Source organism: Bacillus sp. SH5-2, assembly GCF_008368905.1.
Lineage (GTDB): Bacteria > Bacillota > Bacilli > Bacillales > Bacillaceae_G > Bacillus_A > Bacillus_A luti.
Genome location: NZ_QOSD01000020.1, coordinates 12,852 through 31,309, shown reverse-complemented (window position 1 = coordinate 31,309; position 18,458 = coordinate 12,852). Strand labels below are relative to the sequence as shown.

Below are 18,458 nucleotides of genomic sequence, written 5' to 3'. Positions count from 1 at the left end.
GACTATCACTCTTTCTTATTGAAGTATGCTTTTGCGCATCATATTATTCACATACACTGGTTGATCCACTTTGAATTTCACGATTTGCAACGGATGTCTCGCTGCATCTAATTCGTTTCCATCCTCATCCCAAATTTTCTCCACCGTCTGCGTAAAGTTTTCTATTTCTGGTCCAAAGAACTCCACTTCATGTCCTGGTTTGAAATGATTACGTTGTTCAATCGTTACGATGCCCGTTTCTTCATTATAATCTAACACTAAACCAGCAAAATCATACGTTGTTTTCTTACTATGATTTCCAAACATTTGCTCTTGATGTCCTGGAACCCCTTCAAAGAATGCAGGAGCTGTATCACGGTTTGCACATTTATCAAGCTCATCTAACCATTCTTGTTTAAACTCAAAGTTATCTGGATCCGCACAATACGCATCAATTACTTTGCGATATACAGTTGCTACAGTCGCTACATAATGGATTGATTTCATACGTCCTTCAACCTTTAAGCTATCAATTCCAATTTCAATCATTTTCGGTATTGATAAAATTAAATTTAAATCTTTTGGACTCATTGCAAAATGAGCATCTTCTTCTTGGAATAGAGGCAGCTCTTTTGCATCTTTATGTTGTGATACTGTTTGAACTAAATCGTAGTCCCAGCGACAAGACTGACAACAACCACCACGGTTAGAGTCACGTGCTGTCATATGGTTACTTAATGTACATCTTCCTGAATAAGCGATACACATTGCACCATGGACGAATGCTTCAATTTCAATATCCACTTTTTCTTTAATTTCTTTCATTTCTTCATAGCTTGCTTCACGAGCTAATACAAGACGATGTAAACCTTCTTCTTTCCAATACTGTGCTGCTTTCCAGTTGGATAGTGATTGTTGTGTACTTAAATGCACCTCAACAGAAGGTGCTACACGTTTACACGTCTCAATAATAAGCGGATCGGCAACGATAATTCCCGTTACGCCAGCTTTTTCAATCCCTTTTAAATATTCCTCTAGCCCGTCCATATTCTCATTATGTGCAAAGATATTTGTTGTTACATATATTTTTGCTCCATATTTCTTTGCAAATTCAACGCCTTCTGCCATTTCTTCCAGCGTAAAGTTACCTGCATTCGAACGAAGACCAAATTCTTGTCCACCTAAATATACAGCATCTGCCCCGTAATGGATAGCTACTTTTAATTTTTCTAAGTTACCCGCAGGGATTAACAGTTCAGGTTTCTTCACAATAACGCGTTTGCCATCGATCACTCGTGAAATTTCTTGTACAGTCATTTCCTACACCCTCCTCGTTTAGTAAACCGTTTCTTTAAAGAAGAATCCTGTATCTAACGGACGATTTACTGGTTGCATTTCTTCTATCTCTTTATATAAGTCATCTTTCACGTCATAATACGCATCACGATCTTCTACACATAAATCAATTGCTTTACGATACTTTTTCGTTACTTCGATAATGTATTCAGAACTTTTTAGTACACCGTCGATTTTAAAGCTATCTACTTCACCATCGATTAATTCCTCTAATTCATCGATGAAACAAATATCATTTGGGCTCATAATATGCGTACCATTTTCATCTTCATAAATTGGATATTTATTGTTACGCTCTGGATCATATAAGAACATATTCTCTTCATATTTTTTCTTTTCAATGTCAAGATTACGTCCTTGATACTCAAAGTAGTTTCCTACTAGTGAACGCTTCGATTGGAACATGCAAGTCATACCGTGAATTTGTACTTCAAGCTCCACTTCAGCATTTTCTTTTAATTCAACAATTTCATCTAAGCTAAGCTCGCGAGCTAATACAGCACGTTTTGCTCCTCTTTGTCCCCAGTAGTTACAAGTAAACCAGTTTGTTGCTGTCGTTTCTGTATTCCAGTGCAACTGCATATTTGGCGCTACTTCGCGAACAGCCATTAATACCGCTGGATCTCCGAAAACAATTGCATCTACATTTACTTCGTTTAAAAATGCAACATAATCTGTTAACTCTTCTACTTTATCGTTGTGGAACATAGCATTCATTGCTACGTATACTTTCACACCATTTTCATGCGCAATATGAACAGCTTGTTTTACATCTTCACGTGCAAATTCCCCTGCTAAACGTAAACCAAACTTTTGCTCACCGATCATTACCGCATCTGCCCCTGCTTTCGCAAGAGATTCGATATCCGCCAATGTTTTTGGCGTTACTAACAATTCAGGTTTCTTCATACCTTGGTCACCCTCTCTTTTTACTAACAGCTACTCCATCACCAATTGGGAAAATCGTTGTATCATATCCTTCATGGTTCATAAGCCATTCATTGTACGTCTTAATACGACGGATTAAACCACGTGTACGTCTGTTTTCAATCTTCTCTTTAGTCGTTACAAGTCCATGATACATAACATTATCTGAAATAATTACGCCACCAGGATTTAATAACGGTTCATATAAGTCAAAAAAGCGACGATATTGTCCTTTTGCTGCATCAATAAAAATAACGTCAAATGTTCCGTGTTCTTTTACTTGTTCGCCCGTTTCTAACGCATCACCGTATATAACTGAAATACGTTCTTTTACTGGGGAACGCTCTATATATTCAAGTGCTTTTTCATATCGTTCACGATTGCGCTCAACTGTCACAATACGTGAATTTGGAATAGCTTGCATCATACGAATACTAGAATAGCCAATTGCCGTACCAAGCTCTAAAATGCTTTTCGGTCCAATTAAACGTAAAAATTGCAGCATAAATTCCATTCCAAGTCGATCCATAATCGGCACATGATTTTCTGTTGCATATTCTTCCATTTCCAGAATTAATTTATCTTTCGGATCAATAAATGATAATAGGTACTCGTTAACTGCATCCTCCATAAATGGTCCTCCTTATTTACATGGAGAAGTGCCTCTATGACGTCTTTTCACACATAGAATGCAATAAAAATACAAGCCAGCTTCACCCTTAGCTTGTACGTCCCGTTTTGATATTAAAAACGATTCTTCTGCCAGTTTTTAACCCGATATATTTTACCACAAAAAAGAGGGATGTGCGACCTTTTTCGCTATCCCTCCCCATTTCACTGTTTTTTCGTAATATATTTTTGCTTTAATGCATTATGCTCTTCTAACGTTTTCGCATAGTACACTTCACCAGTTGGTGCAGCTAAGAAATAATAATAATCTGTTTGCGCAGGTTCTAATGCTGCTTCTACTGAATGTTTACCAGAGTTTGCAATTGGTCCCACTGGCAATCCTTTCACAACATACGTATTGTACGGTGAGTTTACTTTTAAATCTTCGTATAATACACGTTGTTTATGCTTTCCAAGTGCGTATAATACCGTTGGATCTGTTTGAAGCGGCATCCCTTTTGCTAAACGATTATAGAACACACTAGATATCTTTTGGCGATCTGTAAAACCAGTTGCCTCTTCCTCAATAAGGGAAGATAATGTTAAAAGCTGATGAACATCCCAGTTCTTCGCTTTCATTTTCTCCTCGTTTTGAACAATGATTGCATTCGTTTTCTCAAGCATCGGAATTACAACTTCCTCTAGCGTCGTATCTTTCTTATAGAAAGAATATGTCGCAGGGTATAAATACCCTTCTAATGGGTATTTAATATTGCTATCAAAGATTTTATCCGTTAATAACTTCGGATACTTTTGCTGCATTTTTTGAATAAATGCTTTATCGTTTAATTGACGTACGACATCATCTTTATTCCACTTTAATTCGTTTGCAACCGTTTCTGCAATTTCAGTTACTTGTGCACCTTCTTTTATCGTCACTTTATAAAGAGCTGGACGATGTACATTACCAGATGACATTTGCTCGATAACATCTTTCGCACTCATTGAAGGATTTAATAAATATGTACCCGCTTGTAAATTTTTAGATTTAGCCTTTGTATAAAAACTAAAAACTGTACCGTTTTTTACAGCACCTTTTTCTTCTAAAATCTCACCAATTTTACTAGTAGATGATCCCTTTGGAATTTCTACTTCAATCTCTTTTTTATTCCCGCTATCAACTGGTCCTAATGCCGATGAAATATACGCATAGACTGAACCACAAACTAAAAGCAGTGCAATAATCGAAAATAAAAAAATGCGTCTACGCTTCTTTTTCACTTGATTCTCTATCAAAACTCTTCCTCCTTATTCAATTGTAGGCCATATGTACATATTTCTATACAACACGATGGAAAACAACAACAAATTTACCTATCGTTTTTTTGATAGACACCTTATTTTTTTACAATCCGTCTCATTATACTACAAAGGATTACACAGTTTCGACAAAAAATCTTTCATTTTACATATAAAAAAAGATGGACTATATGTCGTCCACCTTTTCAGTACTTATTATTCTGCTTCTTGCTCGTCAGCTAGAGTGTTGAACATTTCTTGTACCATTTCCCACTCTTCTTCAGATTCGATTGGAAGTAAAGTTCCGCCCTCTTCTTCATTTTGCTCATAAGCCATTGCATCATAAATTTGATCTCCATCTTCGTCTACTTCACCGATTGGAGAGAAGACTACGTATGATTTTTTGCCAAATTTTTCAGCATCAAAAGTGAAAATAATTTCACATAAATGTTCGTTACCTTTTTCGTCTACAATTGTAATTTGATTTTCTTCCATTTTGGTCACCTCTTATTTACTATCTAAAAATCCTTGTAAGATTACGACTGCAGCCATCTTATCGATTACTTGTTTTCGTTTCTTACGACTTACATCAGCTGAAATGAGTAGACGTTCCGCTGCCATTGTTGACAAACGCTCGTCCCACATTACAACTTCTAATTGTAACAGCTCTCGTAGGTTTTCTGCAAATTGCTGGCAAGCTTCACCACGCGGGCCAATTGTACCATTCATATTTTTAGGTAAACCTACTACTATTTTGTCCACATCGTACTGTTTTACTAACTCAGAAATACGATCAAAACCAAAATGACCTCGTTCTTCGTTAATCTTGATTGTTTCCAGTCCTTGTGCTGTCCAGCCCATTTCGTCGCTAATTGCAACTCCGACTGTTTTTGTACCTACATCTAAACCTAATATCCGCATAAACTACTCCTCACGATGATGTTTCAAGTAAGACTTCACAAGCTCTTCGATTAACTCATCACGTTCAAGCTTACGAATAATGCTTCGAGCATCTTTATGGCGAGGTATGTATGCTGGGTCTCCACTTAATAAATAACCGACGATTTGGTTAATCGGATTATAACCTTTTTCTTGAAGTGCATCATACACAGTTAAAAGTACATCGTTTACATGGACACTCTGTTTTTCATCTTGAATGCTAAACTTCATTGTTTTATCAAAACCGTCCATTTCAAGCACCTCACTTATATAGTAAGTATAGGGAGAAGAACTTCTCCTCTCCCTACCATTGTACACTACTATCTCTTTATTTTGAAACAGATTTAACGTACTCTTGTACAAATGCTAAAGCTTCCTCAACTTGCGCTGGGTTTTTACCGCCCGCTTGTGCCATATCAGGACGGCCACCACCGCCACCGCCACAACGAGAAGCTACTTCTTTCACAAGTTTACCAGCATGGTATCCTTGGCTAATTAAATCTTTCGTTACGCCAGCTAAGATGTTTACTTTGTCATCATTTACAGACGCTAATACGACAACTGCTGACTCTAATTTATTTTTCAGGTCATCCATCATCGTACGTAAGTTGTTCATATCCGCAACATTTACTTTTGCCGCTAATACGTTCACGCCATCAACTGTCATTACTGAATCAGTTAAGTTTCCAGCTTCAATATTGCTTAATTTTGCTGCAAGAGATTCGTTTTCTTTTTGAAGTTGTTTTACTTCAGCAAATAAACCATCTACTCTTGTTAAAATGTCTTTCGGATTTGTTTTCATTTTTCCAGCTGCTTCTTTTAATAAGCCTACTTGATCGTTCATTAATTCGTATGCAGACTTACCAGTTACCGCCTCAATACGACGAGTTCCTGCACCGATACCAGACTCAGCAACAATTTTGAAAATACCGATAGAAGCTGTGTTATCAACGTGACAACCACCGCAAAGCTCTAAGCTGTAATCGCCAACTTGTACAACGCGTACAACATCACCGTATTTTTCACCGAATAATGCCATTGCGCCCATTTCTTTCGCTTCTTCGATTGCTTTTTGAGAAATCTCAACATCAATACTTTCCCAAATTTTCTCGTTTACAATACGCTCAATTTTTTCTAATTCGTCAGCTTGTACTTGACCGAAGTGAGAGAAGTCAAAGCGTAAACGTTCAGAAGTTACAAGAGAACCCGCTTGGTTAACGTGCGTTCCAAGTACATCTTTTAATGCTTGGTGTAGTAAGTGAGTTGCTGTATGGTTCTTCACAACGCTACTACGGTTTTTCGTATCGATAATAGCTTTTACAGCCGCATCTTTCGTTAATGTACCTTCTTCAACAACAACTTTGTGCAAGTTTTGGCCGTTTGGTGCTTTTTGTACGTCTTTTACAAGCACTTTCACGCCATCAGCAAGAAGGTAACCACGGTCTGCAATTTGTCCACCGCTCTCAGCGTAGAATGGTGTTACATCAAGCATTAATTGTCCTTCTTCACCTGCTTGTAAGCTATCTGTGTATTCACCGTTTTTCACAAGTGCAACAACGTTACCTTCTGTTGCAACTGTACCGTAACCAACGAACTCGCTCGCTACTTTCACCTCTCCAAGGACACCGCCTTGAACTTGCATAGAATCAACGTCTTGACGAGCAGCACGTGCGCGCTCACGTTGTTTTTCCATTTCACTTTCAAAACCTGCTTGATCAACTGTCATACCAGCTTCTTCTGCATATTCTTCTGTTAATTCAATTGGAAAACCGTATGTGTCATATAGACGGAACGCATCTACTCCAGAAATAACAGTTGTTTTTTCTTCTTTTGCTTTTGCGATAACTTCAGCTAAAATTGCTTCACCATCATGAAGTGTTTCGTGGAAACGCTCTTCTTCATTTTTCACAACTTTTGCGATGAAATCTTTCTTCTCAAGTACTTCTGGATAGAAGTCTTTCATTACTTCTCCAACAACCGGTACTAATTCAAACATAAATGGACGGTTGATGTTTAATTTCTTCGAATAACGAACAGCGCGGCGTAATAAACGACGTAATACATAACCACGACCTTCGTTAGATGGAAGAGCACCATCACCAACAGCGAATGTTACAGTACGGATATGGTCAGCAATTACTTTAAATGCCATATCTTTTTCTAAGTCGCCATCACGATATTTCTCACCAGAAATTGACTCTGTTGCACCAATCATCGGCATAAATAGGTCTGTATCAAAGTTTGTAGGCACATCTTGAACGATAGATGTCATACGCTCTAGACCCATCCCTGTATCGATGTTTTTCTTAGGAAGCGGTGTATATGAACCGTCTGGATTATGGTTAAATTGAGAGAATACAAGGTTCCATACTTCTAAGTAACGCTCGTTTTCTCCGCCTGGATATAATTCTGGGTCACTAAAGTCATTACCGTAAGCTTCTCCGCGGTCATAGAAAATCTCTGTATTCGGTCCACTTGGTCCTTCACCGATATCCCAGAAGTTTTCTTCTAAACGGATAATGCGCTCTTTCGGAACACCCATTTTCTCATTCCAAATTGTGAATGCTTCTTCATCTTCTGGATGGATTGTAACGGATAATAATTCCTTATCGAATCCGATCCATTTGTCGCTCGTTAAGAATTCCCAAGCCCAAGTAATTGCTTCTTCTTTAAAGTAATCACCGATTGAGAAGTTCCCTAACATTTCAAAGAATGTATGGTGACGAGCTGTTTTCCCTACGTTTTCAATATCGTTTGTACGAATTGATTTTTGAGCATTTGTAATACGTGGATTTTGCGGGATTACACGTCCATCAAAATATTTTTTTAATGTTGCTACACCACTGTTAATCCATAAAAGAGATGGATCTTCATGTGGAACTAGTGATGCACTAGGTTCTACTGCATGTCCTTTTTCTTGGAAAAAGTCTAAAAACATTTGACGGATTTGTGCGCCTGTTAGTTGTTTCATTGTATTTTCCTCCTTAAATATAAAAAACTCCCGCCCCTATAAAAGGGACGAGAGTTAACTCGCGATACCACCCTAATTATGAATTGATTACGATACGAATCAATTCATCACCTCATGGTGCCGTAACGTGGCAAGACGGCAGTGATTAGCTGCTCTCAGGATTAGCTTTCTGTTACCCTTCATTTAAAGCTTCTTTCAGCCATATGGAAGCTTCTCTCTATAAATGGACTGTAACGTACTTGTTCCATCATTGATTTAATGTATTATATGACTAAATATAATAGAATTCTCTTAAGTTTGTCAATGTAGATAATCATTTATATTATATCAATTGCTTACTAACCATAGTTATTCCACTATTCATTCTTAACAGCCTTTTCATATATTATGCAATTCATTAATAAATCGTACTATCTTCATAAAAATATTCATATGAACTTTTCTGAATTTTTTATTTTTGTTACAATTAAAGTATTAATAACAAAGGAGCGATTACGATGACAACCTTATCGAACAAAGCAAAAAACATATTAAAGACTGACGAAACAATACTGTTTTACGCGGCATGTTCATTAAATATATTTATATATCGTTCCGTCGCAAGGCCAGGCCTATTAATTTTAACGAACAAAAGACTCTTTTTTTATGGACCAGATGTAAGTCAGAACCCAATATTTGAAGAGTACTCTTTCGCAAACATTTCTAATCTAAAAGAGCAGAAGCGTCTTTTCAGTAATCAAATTGTATTTATGTATGATAATGAATGGAAAAAAATAAAACATATTCAAACAAATGATGTGAGCTCACTCGTTCAAAAAATATACGAACAGCTCTCTAAATAAATATATTATTAGCCCTCTATTCCATAAATAGAGGGCTTTCACATTAAACGTCTTTTCTTTTCCAAAGAGGTCTCACATGCACAATCACTGTACGAATAACAGCTAAAATAGGAACCGATACTAGCAAGCCAACAATCCCGGCTACCTCTCCTCCAACTAGTAATGCAAGCATAATAATAACAGGATGCATGCGAAGCGACTTACCGACGATATAAGGCGATAAAATGTTACTTTCCAAAAATTGCAAAATAGCAATCGTAATCCCCGCCTTAATGAGTAAACTCGTTGATACAGTTGCCGCAATCATTAATGTCGGGATTGCCCCTAAAATAGGGCCAAAGTATGGTATTATATCCGTTACCCCAATAATAATGCCGAGTAATAATGGATACTTCATACCAATAAACCAAAAAGAAAGAACAGATACTCCCCCTAATACTAAGCAAACAAATAACTGTCCTCGAATATAACTTCCGAGTGACTTATCAATTTCTTTCGCAAGCATTTGACCCGTACTACGCCATTTACTTGGGACTAGTTTCCAAAATATATGATAAAACTCACCGTAATCTTTTAATATGTAAAATACAATGAACGGTATTAAGAAAATGATGAGCAACGAATCAAGTACACCACGAGCTGTACTCATCACCTTATTTAAAAGCGCTTGAATTTTCGTTTCTACACCACCAAAAATTTGTTTCACCTTTTCATGAATAAATGATGGGAAATTTGCTGTTTGTTCTGTAACGCCATCTATCCAAGAATCATACATTTTTGTAAACTGCGGAAATTGTTCATTAATTTCTTGTAACTGCTTAATAACAACCGGTGTTCCTTTATAAATTCCATAACCAATTCCGCCAAAGAAAAGGATGTAAATGAGCAAAATAGCGAGTGTGCGTGGCATCCCTTCCTTATGAATTTTTTCAATTAAAGGATGCAATAAATACGCAATAAAACATGCAATAAGAAACGGTGTAATTGCCACTTTAAATACAAAAATAATCGGTGCCCATAGTGGCTTAATTTTTAAAAAGACAAGCAAACAAAGAAATACAAGTAACAATAACCCTAAACGATATATCCAAATGATTTTAAGATTCTTCACACGAAAAACCTCCTCCACCTTTATTTTGAAAATAAATAGGGTAGGTTATGTGCAAAAGTTTTAAAATCTTTTCTTACAGACCATACTGTTTTGTAAAGACGTACATATACATAACATAATAAGGACAACCACCCCTGAGAATACAGCATGAAACAATATAATCAGGAGGATTAATAATGGTTTTATTTATGCTCATATTATCTGCGCTTTTTATGATTCTTGAATGGGTTTGTATCGGGTTTGGTATTTGGAAAGGTTTCTTTATTCGTTCCTCACGAAAAGAAAGAGCGAAGCAATTATTTCATTACGGCATGCTTGGCGTTGGCTGTTACGGTCTATCTTATCTCTTCTCTGAAATTGGACTTTTATATTTGCATACAAGTGCATAAAAAAACTCCCTTATCATGAAGGGAGTTTTTTACGCTTATAAATAAGATTTAATCATCTTACGTGCTTTTTTCATATTACGTTTTGAAAATACATCTTGTTTGCGAGCATATTGATACGCTGCCGCTCCAACACCTAATGCGATTAATGAATTGCGTAGATTCAAAGTAAATCCCCCTTTTCGTTATCCGATCGTTCTTTCATTCTCATCAAATAAATCATCAAGAGAGCTTAATGAACCATCTTCTTCTACTTGATGCGTATGGATTTTCCCCTTTGAAACCGATAGTTCGATATAACAATTCCAGCAATAAAATTGGTTGACACCTATTTTCCCAATGTCTTTCCCTTTGCAATTTGGACAAATGAACATATGGCTTTCATCTCCTTACAGTCTCCCAGATTCTATTCGCCATTATGTCCAAACCGCATTCATTTATACATTGCTTGGAGCCTTTCAACGTTATACGTTTGAAAGTTTCACTATATAATTTCACCTTGTTACATGAAATCATACGGTGAAATGTTTTCCACGTCCATTTCTTCGCCATTAACCGTTACCATCTGTACTTCTCCTTGTGATTCCTGCAATCGACTAGCTAAAGTCGTTTGACGCATTGCATCATCAAGGCGATTTACACCAGACTGGAAAGCAGCTTCCTCCCCGCAAATAATAAGGAATTTCTTACTTCTTGTAATGCCAGTGTAAATTAAATTACGACGTAACATACGGTTGTAACTTTTTACAATCGGCATAATCACAATCGGAAATTCACTACCTTGTGATTTATGAATGGAACAGCAATATGCATGTGTAATTTGATTTAAATCTGGTTTCGTATACGTAACTTCAATTCCATCAAATGAAACGATAATCATATCTTGTTGTTCAACATTTTCTTTCGCATAAAATACCGAAACAATTTCTCCAATATCACCATTAAACACTTGGCTCTCCGGCTGATTAACGAGTTGCAGTACTTTATCGCCTCTTCGGTATACAACATCACCGTAAGCAATTTCTTTACTCTTTTCCCTTTTCGGATTAAATACTTGTTGCAGTGCTTCATTCAGTACATTAATACCAGCAGGCCCGCGGTACATCGGTGCTAATACTTGTACATCCCTTGCGCTAAAACCTTTTGTCTTAGCGTTTTCACAAACCTTTTTGACAACCTCAACAATTTGAGCCCCTGTACAGCTAATAAATGAACGATCTTTTTTATTTTGCGCTAAATCTGGCGGAAGCGTGCCGTCTTTTATTGCATGGGCAAGTTGAATAACAGATGAACCTTCTGCTTGACGATAAATTTCTGTAAGCTTTACTGTCGGAACTGCACCTGCATTTAATAAATCTTTTAACACTTGTCCAGGCCCTACAGATGGTAACTGATCTTCATCACCTACAACGATAACTTGAATGTTTGTCGGCAGTGACTTAAATAGCTGATTTGCAAGCCAAATATCAACCATCGAAAACTCGTCAATAATGAGTAACTTCCCTTGAACTGGATCCGTTTCATTGCGCTGAAAAGACCCTTCTGGCGTCCAGCCCAGCAAACGATGAATTGTGCAAGCAGGAAGTCCTGTTGATTCGCTCATTCGCTTCGCTGCTCTTCCTGTTGGAGCCGTTAATAATATCGGAAATGGATTATCATCACTATATTCATTCGGATTTAAAGATAACCCATGAAGTGACGCATACATTTCAACAATACCTTTAATAACAGTTGTTTTTCCTGTTCCTGGTCCACCTGTTAATAGCATCATCGGCTTATGAAGCGCCGTTTGAATTGCTTCTTGCTGAAATGGTGCATACTGTACATTCAGCTGTTCTTCAATTTCACCTAATGTCTTTAACACTTCCGCTTCAGGGAATGAAGGTGTCTCTTCTTGATTCATGAGCCTGCGAATAGACTTTACAACACCTTTTTCAGAGTAGAACAACGATGCTAAATACACTCGTTCTTCTTCTATGATGACTTTCCCTTCACTTTGCATCATTTCAACGCAGGCTATAATATCTTCCTCCGTCACTCTTCCTTCTTGATTATTTAAAAGTGACATCGTTTCTCTTACAAGTTGATCTTTTCCCATATAAACGTGGCCGAGTTGCAAGGATACATTCTCTAACGTATAAAAACATCCCGCACGCACACGGTCATCATGATTACCCGATATCCCTAACGCACGTCCTATATCATCCGCTCTTCCAAATCCAATCCCGTCAACCTCTTCGATAAGTTGATATGGATTATTCCGAATCACTTCTAATGTCATCTCTTTATATTGCTGATAAATTTTAATAGAAAGCTTCGTTCCAAAACCGTAACCATTTAAAAAGCTCATTACTTTCTCTAATCCTTGATGCTCAACGATTGTCTCATATATTTCCTGCGCTTTTTGCTTGTTGACAACACCATTTAACGCATCAGGATCATCCATAATTTTAGAAATAGCATGTTCCCCAAGATGGTCCACAATTTTTTCAGCTGTACGCTTTCCTATACCTTTAAATAAATCACTCGCTAAATATTGCACCATACCGGCTTTTGTTTGCGGCAATTCTTTTTTAAATGTTTCAACCAAATATTGTTTCCCATACTTTGGATGATCTTTAAAATGACCTGTCAATGTAAACACTTCATCTTCATGCATGCGGGGAAAATGACCGTTTATCATTACTTTTTTTTCATCGTACGTTTCATTTGTTTCAATGATTTTCATACTGACAACGGAATAGAGGTTTTCTTCGTTGTGGAAAATGGTATGAAGAACTTGCGCTTTTATAAATTTTTTCTCTTCCTCGAACAAATCCATTGCATGTTGATTTCCCATCTTTCCTCTCCTTCCCGATATTTTCACTTTAATGAGCAGTACATCCCCCACCTTTTTAGATGAGGGATAACTACCCATTAAACTATATATTCATCTTATTCAGCTTCTTGCTCTAATAAACGAATACCATTACCAGCTAAAAAGTGATCTGGTTGAATTTCTGTTGCTTTCTTAAATAAAGCAAGGGCCTTCTCATTATTTTCTTCAAATACGTAAGCAACACCTAAATTATAATACGCATCTGCATGCTCTTCATCCATTTCTAATACCTTTTCAAAATAAGGTTTCGCCTCTTGAATGTGCTCTAATCGTGCGAAGCAAAGTCCACATTGGAATACAGCTTCTACATCATTTTCATCTAATTCAGTTGCTCTTTGTAAGAAAGGTAGTGCAAGACGATCATTTCCAAGTTGCACATGTGTGATACCTAGCATAAATGTTACATCAGCTGATTGTAATCCCGCTTGCATTGCTTGTTCAAATACAGTTTTAGCCTCTGCAAATTGCTCTTGACCGTAATATACGTTTCCTAAGCCATAATAAGCAGCTGCGGATTTATCATCTAACTCTAATGCACGTTTATAAAATAAAATTGCTCTTTCACTATCGCCTAATACATCTAATAAATTCGCAAAGTTAATGTAGCCAAGCGCATCTTTCGGATTTTCTTCGATTGCTTCTGTGAAATTTTTAGCTGCTTCTTCCCAGTTTCCTTCTTGCATATATTGAATACCTGTTTCAAGTTTGTTTGACATGTCCTTCACCTCTACAACAAATTATAACAAAGAATGTATTTTCCAAGCGAACAAAAATTCGCTTTATGTAAAAGAAACCTCTAACCGCTAATCGGCAGAGGCTTCTCATTTATCCTAAATAATCCAATTTCTTACCACTACGGTATACTTCATCAATTGTAGCACCGCCTAAGCACTCATCTCCATCATAGAAAACGACTGCTTGTCCTGGTGTAATTGCACGAATTGGCTCATCACAAAGAATACGAACTGTATTTTCATCAACGATTTGAACCGTTACTTTATTGTCTTCTTGACGATAACGGAATTTCGCCGTGCATTTAAATTCTGTTTCTTTTGCTTTGTTACTTACCCATCCTACATTCGTAGCAACAACTTCATCTCCATATAAAAGTTCGTTATGGAATCCTTGGTCAACATATAAAATGTTTTCTTTCAAGTTTTTCCCAACAGCAAACCACGGATCACCGTTACCGCCGATACCAAGACCATGACGTTGTCCAATTGTATAGTACATTAAACCGTCATGCTTCCCTTTCACTTCGCCAGATAATGTTTGCATCACACCTGGTTGTGCTGGTAAATAGTTACTTAAGAACTCTTTAAAGTTACGCTCACCAATAAAGCAAATACCAGTACTATCTTTCTTCGCTGCTGTTGCTAAACCAGCTGCAGTCGCCATTTCACGAATTTGTGGTTTCTTTAATTCGCCTAATGGGAACATTGTTTTTGATAATTGCTCTTGGCTTAATTGATTTAAGAAATACGTTTGGTCTTTATTGTCATCGACGCCGCGAAGCATTTTATATTCGCCGTCCATATAAGCAACACGTGCATAATGGCCTGTCGCTACATAATCAGCACCAAGCGCAATTGCATGCTCTAAAAATGCTTTAAATTTAATTTCTTTATTACACATTACATCTGGGTTTGGTGTACGACCAGCTCGGTATTCATCTAAGAAGTACGTAAATACTTTATCCCAGTATTGTTTTTCAAAGTTTACTGCATAATACGGAATACCAATTTGGTTACACACTTCAATTACATCATTGTAATCTTCGGTTGCTGTGCAGACACCATTCTCATCCGTATCATCCCAGTTTTTCATAAAAATTCCGATTACATCATAACCTTGCTCTTTTAATAAAAGAGCTGCTACAGATGAATCGACGCCACCGGACATCCCGATGACAACGCGTGTTTCGTGAGGTAGTTTGTTCATCATGTCACCTCCCATGCTAATTTTGTGTTAATCGCTTCACGATTTTCACTGTTTCGTACGCCGCTTTCTCAATTTGCTCTTTCGTATTTCCAAGTCCGAAACTAAAGCGTACGGATGAACGTATTTGATCGGAGTCTTTTCCGAACATCGCCACTAATACATGTGATGGATCAATTGAACCGGCTGTACAAGCTGAACCGCTTGATACTGCAATGCCAACTAAGTCTAAGTTCACAAGAAACGGTTCAATATTCATCCCTGTAAAACTTATATTCAACACATGTGGTAATCGATATTCCAAGTTTCCGTTTACCTCGAAAGTAATGCCTTCATTTTTGAAGACAGATACCATTATATCTTTAAACTCTTCATATTGGGCATTTTTTTGCTCACGAGTTTTTTCAGCTATAAAAATTGCATGCTGAAGCCCAGCAATACTAGGTACATTTTCCGTACCAGCACGGCGTTTTCTTTCTTGCTCTCCACCTATTAATAACGGTTCAAATTTCACATTTGTACCAGCGTATAGGAACCCGACACCTTTTGGTCCGTTAATTTTATGAGCTGAAATGGATAATAAATCAATGCCAAACTCTTTCACATTAATTTCTACTAAACCGTAAGCTTGTACCGCATCTGTATGGAAATAAGCTTGATGCTCTTTTAGCAGCTTACCTATTTCCGCAATTGGTTGCATCGTCCCAACTTCATTATTCCCAAACATAACAGATACAAGAATTGTCTCTTCTGTTAATGCCTTTTGTATGTCAGAAACTTGAACGCGTCCTGTTTCATCAACAGGTAAATATGTCACTTCAAACCCTTCACGCTCTAACAATTCACACGTATGCAAAATCGCATGATGTTCGATTTGTGTCGTTATAATATGGTTACCTTTATGACGGTTTGCACGCGCTACACCGATAAGCGCTAAATTATCAGCTTCTGTACCGCCGCTCGTAAATATAATTTCATTCGGATTCGCGTGAATACTACGTGCACACGCGCGTCTTGCCTCATCTACCGCATGGCGCGTTTGACGCCCATAAAAGTGTATGCTAGACGGGTTTCCAAATGTTTCTGTCATATATGGAATCATCTTTTCGACCACTTCTGGGTGAGTCGGAGATGTCGCAGCATGATCTAAGTAAATGCGTTCCATTAAATCTCCTTCTTTCCAAATCGTTTCACAAGGAATTAAATGTAAAACATATAGCCCCCGTGATTTTCTTCCTCATAACGTACTAAATCTTCTAACGTTGTACTATCTAACACTTCTTGCACCGCATCACGAACACGCATCCATAATTGGCGTTGTGCTGGTTCTTCTTCTTCGATCATTTCGACAACACTAATTGGACCCTCTAATACACGGATTACATCTCCAGCTGTAATGTTAGCTGGCTGATCAGATAACACATACCCGCCATATGCACCACGCGTACTCTTTACAAGACGAGCGTTACGAAGCGGTGAAATTAATTGCTCTAAGTAATGTTCCGATAAGTCATGTGCCTGCGCGATTGATTTTAATGAAATTGGACCTTCACCAAACTTTTTTGCAAGATCGATCATAATTGTTAAGCCGTAGCGGCCTTTCGTTGAAATCTTCATCTATTTTGCACCTCTTTTCAAATTTTCACTTCTATTGGTTATATCTTATTTATAAAAGAACACAATTTAAAATCCTATGAAATTATAGCATAATATAGTATTATAAGAAATTTCAACTTGTGTATCAAAATGATAACATAAAATCACATTGAAAAACTCGGAAATTATTACAATTGAAAGAAAAATGAAAATATTTATATTCATTTTTCCCACAAAACAGCATCCTATTTCAAATTCCACTAAAAAAAATGATACGATAGAAAGAGATTATACATTAAGGGAGACGGTAAAAATGAAACAACCACTCGCACATCGCATGCGCCCTACAAATATTCAAGAAATTATCGGACAACAACATTTAGTTGGTGAAGGAAAAATTTTATGGCGAATGGTCCAAGCGAATCATTTTCAATCTATGATTTTATATGGCCCTCCAGGCACTGGAAAAACATCCATCGCGAGCGCAATTGCAGGAAGTACCGGAACCCCTTTCCGCCTATTAAACGCTGTTACTCACAATAAAAAAGATATGGAAGTTGTCGTACAAGAGGCAAAGATGCATCGACACCTCGTTTTAATTTTAGATGAAGTACACCGTCTAGATAAAGCAAAACAGGACTTTCTATTACCTCATTTAGAAAGTGGGCTTCTTACTTTAATTGGTGCAACGACGAGTAATCCATTTCATGCGATAAACTCTGCTATTCGGAGCAGATGTCAAATTTTCGAGTTACACGCCCTAACAGAAGACGATCTTTTAATTGGCTTAAAACGAGCACTTGAAGATAAAGAAAAAGGTCTTGGAGAATATGATGTAACTGTTACGCCTGAAGCATTACATCACTTTGCAAATGCATCAGGCGGAGATATGCGTTCCGCTTATAATGCACTTGAACTAGCTGTTTTATCTAGCTTTACAACTGATGACAAAGCTGCGGAAATTACACTAGAAATCGCAGAAGAATGCTTGCAAAAAAAGAGCTTCGTTCACGATAAAGGTGGAGATGCTCATTATGACGTATTATCAGCATTCCAAAAATCAGTACGCGGAAGTGACGTGAATGCAGCACTCCATTATTTAGCACGTCTTATTGAAGCTGGTGACTTACAAAGTATTGGTAGACGTCTACTCATTATGGCATATGAAGATGTTGGACTCGCTAGCCCGCAGGCTGGACCACGTACACTAGCAGCAATTGAATCAGCTGAACGAGTTGGGTTCCCAGAGGCACGCATACCACTTGCAAATGCCGTTATCGAGCTTTGCCTATCACCAAAATCAAACTCAGCTTATAAAGCACTTGATGCCGCATTACACGATCTACGTAACGGACAAACAGGTGATATTCCTAGTCACTTAAAAGATAGTCATTACAAAGGCGCCGAATCACTTGGAAGAGGCATTGGATACTTATACCCACACGATCAGCCAAACGGCTGGGTACAACAACAATACTTACCTGACAAAATTAAAAACAAGCAATATTATAAACCGAAAACGACAGGGAAATTTGAACAAGCACTTTCTACCGTGTATGAAAGATTACAAAGTTCGAATAAAACAAAAAAATAAAGGGTAACATAAACGAAAACGTCACCATTACGG

Annotated in this window: 19 protein-coding genes and 1 other annotated feature; of the genes, 3 read left to right on the top strand and 16 right to left on the bottom strand. The window is 37.4% G+C overall.

Features of this window, described 5'->3' with window-relative positions; all coding sequences use genetic code 11:
- Positions 1 to 15: 15 nt before the first annotated feature.
- The 8 genes from DN410_RS15170 to alaS all read right to left on the bottom strand — a co-directional run bounded on the left by DN410_RS15170 (position 16) and on the right by alaS (position 8,080).
- Positions 16 to 1,296, bottom strand: a complete 1,281-nt coding sequence (locus tag DN410_RS15170) for a peptidase U32 family protein (protein ID WP_000217969.1) — start codon at positions 1,294 to 1,296, stop codon at positions 16 to 18.
- A gap of 18 nt (positions 1,297 to 1,314) precedes the next feature.
- Entirely contained in the window at positions 1,315 to 2,244 is a 930-nt protein-coding gene (locus tag DN410_RS15165) for a peptidase U32 family protein (protein ID WP_149177121.1), read from the bottom strand.
- A 7-nt stretch (positions 2,245 to 2,251) separates the two neighbouring features.
- The gene (locus DN410_RS15160) at positions 2,252 to 2,893 is read right to left on the bottom strand and encodes an O-methyltransferase (protein WP_000389100.1); all 642 of its coding nucleotides are present in this window, start codon (positions 2,891 to 2,893) and stop codon (positions 2,252 to 2,254) included.
- 203 nt (positions 2,894 to 3,096) lie between these two features.
- Entirely contained in the window at positions 3,097 to 4,167 is a 1,071-nt protein-coding gene (gene mltG / locus DN410_RS15155; RefSeq protein WP_149177120.1) for an endolytic transglycosylase MltG, read from the bottom strand.
- Between the two features lie 219 nt (positions 4,168 to 4,386).
- Positions 4,387 to 4,665, bottom strand: coding sequence for a DUF1292 domain-containing protein (locus DN410_RS15150; protein ID WP_000392247.1), 279 nt, complete (start codon positions 4,663 to 4,665; stop codon positions 4,387 to 4,389).
- Between the two features lie 12 nt (positions 4,666 to 4,677).
- Positions 4,678 to 5,091, bottom strand: coding sequence for a Holliday junction resolvase RuvX (gene ruvX / locus DN410_RS15145; RefSeq protein WP_149177119.1), 414 nt, complete (start codon positions 5,089 to 5,091; stop codon positions 4,678 to 4,680).
- A 3-nt stretch (positions 5,092 to 5,094) separates the two neighbouring features.
- Positions 5,095 to 5,361, bottom strand: coding sequence for an IreB family regulatory phosphoprotein (locus DN410_RS15140; RefSeq protein WP_000348590.1), 267 nt, complete (start codon positions 5,359 to 5,361; stop codon positions 5,095 to 5,097).
- 76 nt (positions 5,362 to 5,437) lie between these two features.
- Entirely contained in the window at positions 5,438 to 8,080 is a 2,643-nt protein-coding gene (gene alaS / locus DN410_RS15135; RefSeq protein WP_149177118.1) for an alanine--tRNA ligase, read from the bottom strand.
- A 40-nt stretch (positions 8,081 to 8,120) separates the two neighbouring features.
- Positions 8,121 to 8,340, bottom strand: a binding site (T-box leader).
- 237 nt (positions 8,341 to 8,577) lie between these two features.
- On the opposite strand from alaS, the gene DN410_RS15130 reads away from it, so the two are divergent.
- Complete coding sequence (locus DN410_RS15130) at positions 8,578 to 8,922, top strand: PH domain-containing protein (RefSeq protein WP_149177117.1); 345 nt, start codon at positions 8,578 to 8,580, stop codon at positions 8,920 to 8,922.
- A gap of 43 nt (positions 8,923 to 8,965) precedes the next feature.
- Here DN410_RS15130 and DN410_RS15125 read toward each other — a convergent pair whose 3' ends face one another.
- Complete coding sequence (locus tag DN410_RS15125) at positions 8,966 to 10,033, bottom strand: AI-2E family transporter (protein ID WP_149177116.1); 1,068 nt, start codon at positions 10,031 to 10,033, stop codon at positions 8,966 to 8,968.
- A gap of 176 nt (positions 10,034 to 10,209) precedes the next feature.
- Between DN410_RS15125 and DN410_RS15120 the strand changes: the two genes are divergently transcribed.
- Positions 10,210 to 10,422 (top strand): hypothetical protein, encoded by a 213-nt coding sequence (locus DN410_RS15120; RefSeq protein WP_097818256.1) that lies wholly within the window; start codon positions 10,210 to 10,212, stop codon positions 10,420 to 10,422.
- 35 nt (positions 10,423 to 10,457) lie between these two features.
- Here DN410_RS15120 and DN410_RS15115 read toward each other — a convergent pair whose 3' ends face one another.
- The 7 genes from DN410_RS15115 to cymR all read right to left on the bottom strand — a co-directional run bounded on the left by DN410_RS15115 (position 10,458) and on the right by cymR (position 16,852).
- The gene (locus tag DN410_RS15115) at positions 10,458 to 10,586 is read right to left on the bottom strand and encodes a YrzQ family protein (protein WP_001053553.1); all 129 of its coding nucleotides are present in this window, start codon (positions 10,584 to 10,586) and stop codon (positions 10,458 to 10,460) included.
- Positions 10,587 to 10,604: 18 nt separating this feature from the next.
- Positions 10,605 to 10,793, bottom strand: a complete 189-nt coding sequence (locus DN410_RS15110; protein ID WP_000469281.1) for a hypothetical protein — start codon at positions 10,791 to 10,793, stop codon at positions 10,605 to 10,607.
- 128 nt (positions 10,794 to 10,921) lie between these two features.
- Entirely contained in the window at positions 10,922 to 13,258 is a 2,337-nt protein-coding gene (gene recD2 / locus DN410_RS15105) for an SF1B family DNA helicase RecD2 (RefSeq protein ID WP_000528055.1), read from the bottom strand.
- 95 nt (positions 13,259 to 13,353) lie between these two features.
- Positions 13,354 to 14,013, bottom strand: a complete 660-nt coding sequence (locus DN410_RS15100) for a tetratricopeptide repeat protein (RefSeq protein ID WP_149177115.1) — start codon at positions 14,011 to 14,013, stop codon at positions 13,354 to 13,356.
- Positions 14,014 to 14,122: 109 nt separating this feature from the next.
- A complete protein-coding gene (mnmA, locus tag DN410_RS15095) occupies positions 14,123 to 15,238 on the bottom strand; it encodes a tRNA 2-thiouridine(34) synthase MnmA (protein ID WP_149177114.1) in 1,116 nt (371 codons plus the stop codon).
- 16 nt (positions 15,239 to 15,254) lie between these two features.
- Positions 15,255 to 16,400 (bottom strand): cysteine desulfurase family protein, encoded by a 1,146-nt coding sequence (locus DN410_RS15090; RefSeq protein WP_149177113.1) that lies wholly within the window; start codon positions 16,398 to 16,400, stop codon positions 15,255 to 15,257.
- A gap of 35 nt (positions 16,401 to 16,435) precedes the next feature.
- The gene (gene cymR, locus DN410_RS15085; protein ID WP_000704116.1) at positions 16,436 to 16,852 is read right to left on the bottom strand and encodes a cysteine metabolism transcriptional regulator CymR; all 417 of its coding nucleotides are present in this window, start codon (positions 16,850 to 16,852) and stop codon (positions 16,436 to 16,438) included.
- A 292-nt stretch (positions 16,853 to 17,144) separates the two neighbouring features.
- Between cymR and DN410_RS15080 the strand changes: the two genes are divergently transcribed.
- Positions 17,145 to 18,425 carry a replication-associated recombination protein A gene (locus tag DN410_RS15080; RefSeq protein ID WP_149177112.1) on the top strand — a complete coding sequence of 427 codons (1,281 nt, stop codon included), beginning with the start codon at positions 17,145 to 17,147 and terminating at the stop codon, positions 18,423 to 18,425.
- Positions 18,426 to 18,458 lie beyond the last annotated feature (33 nt).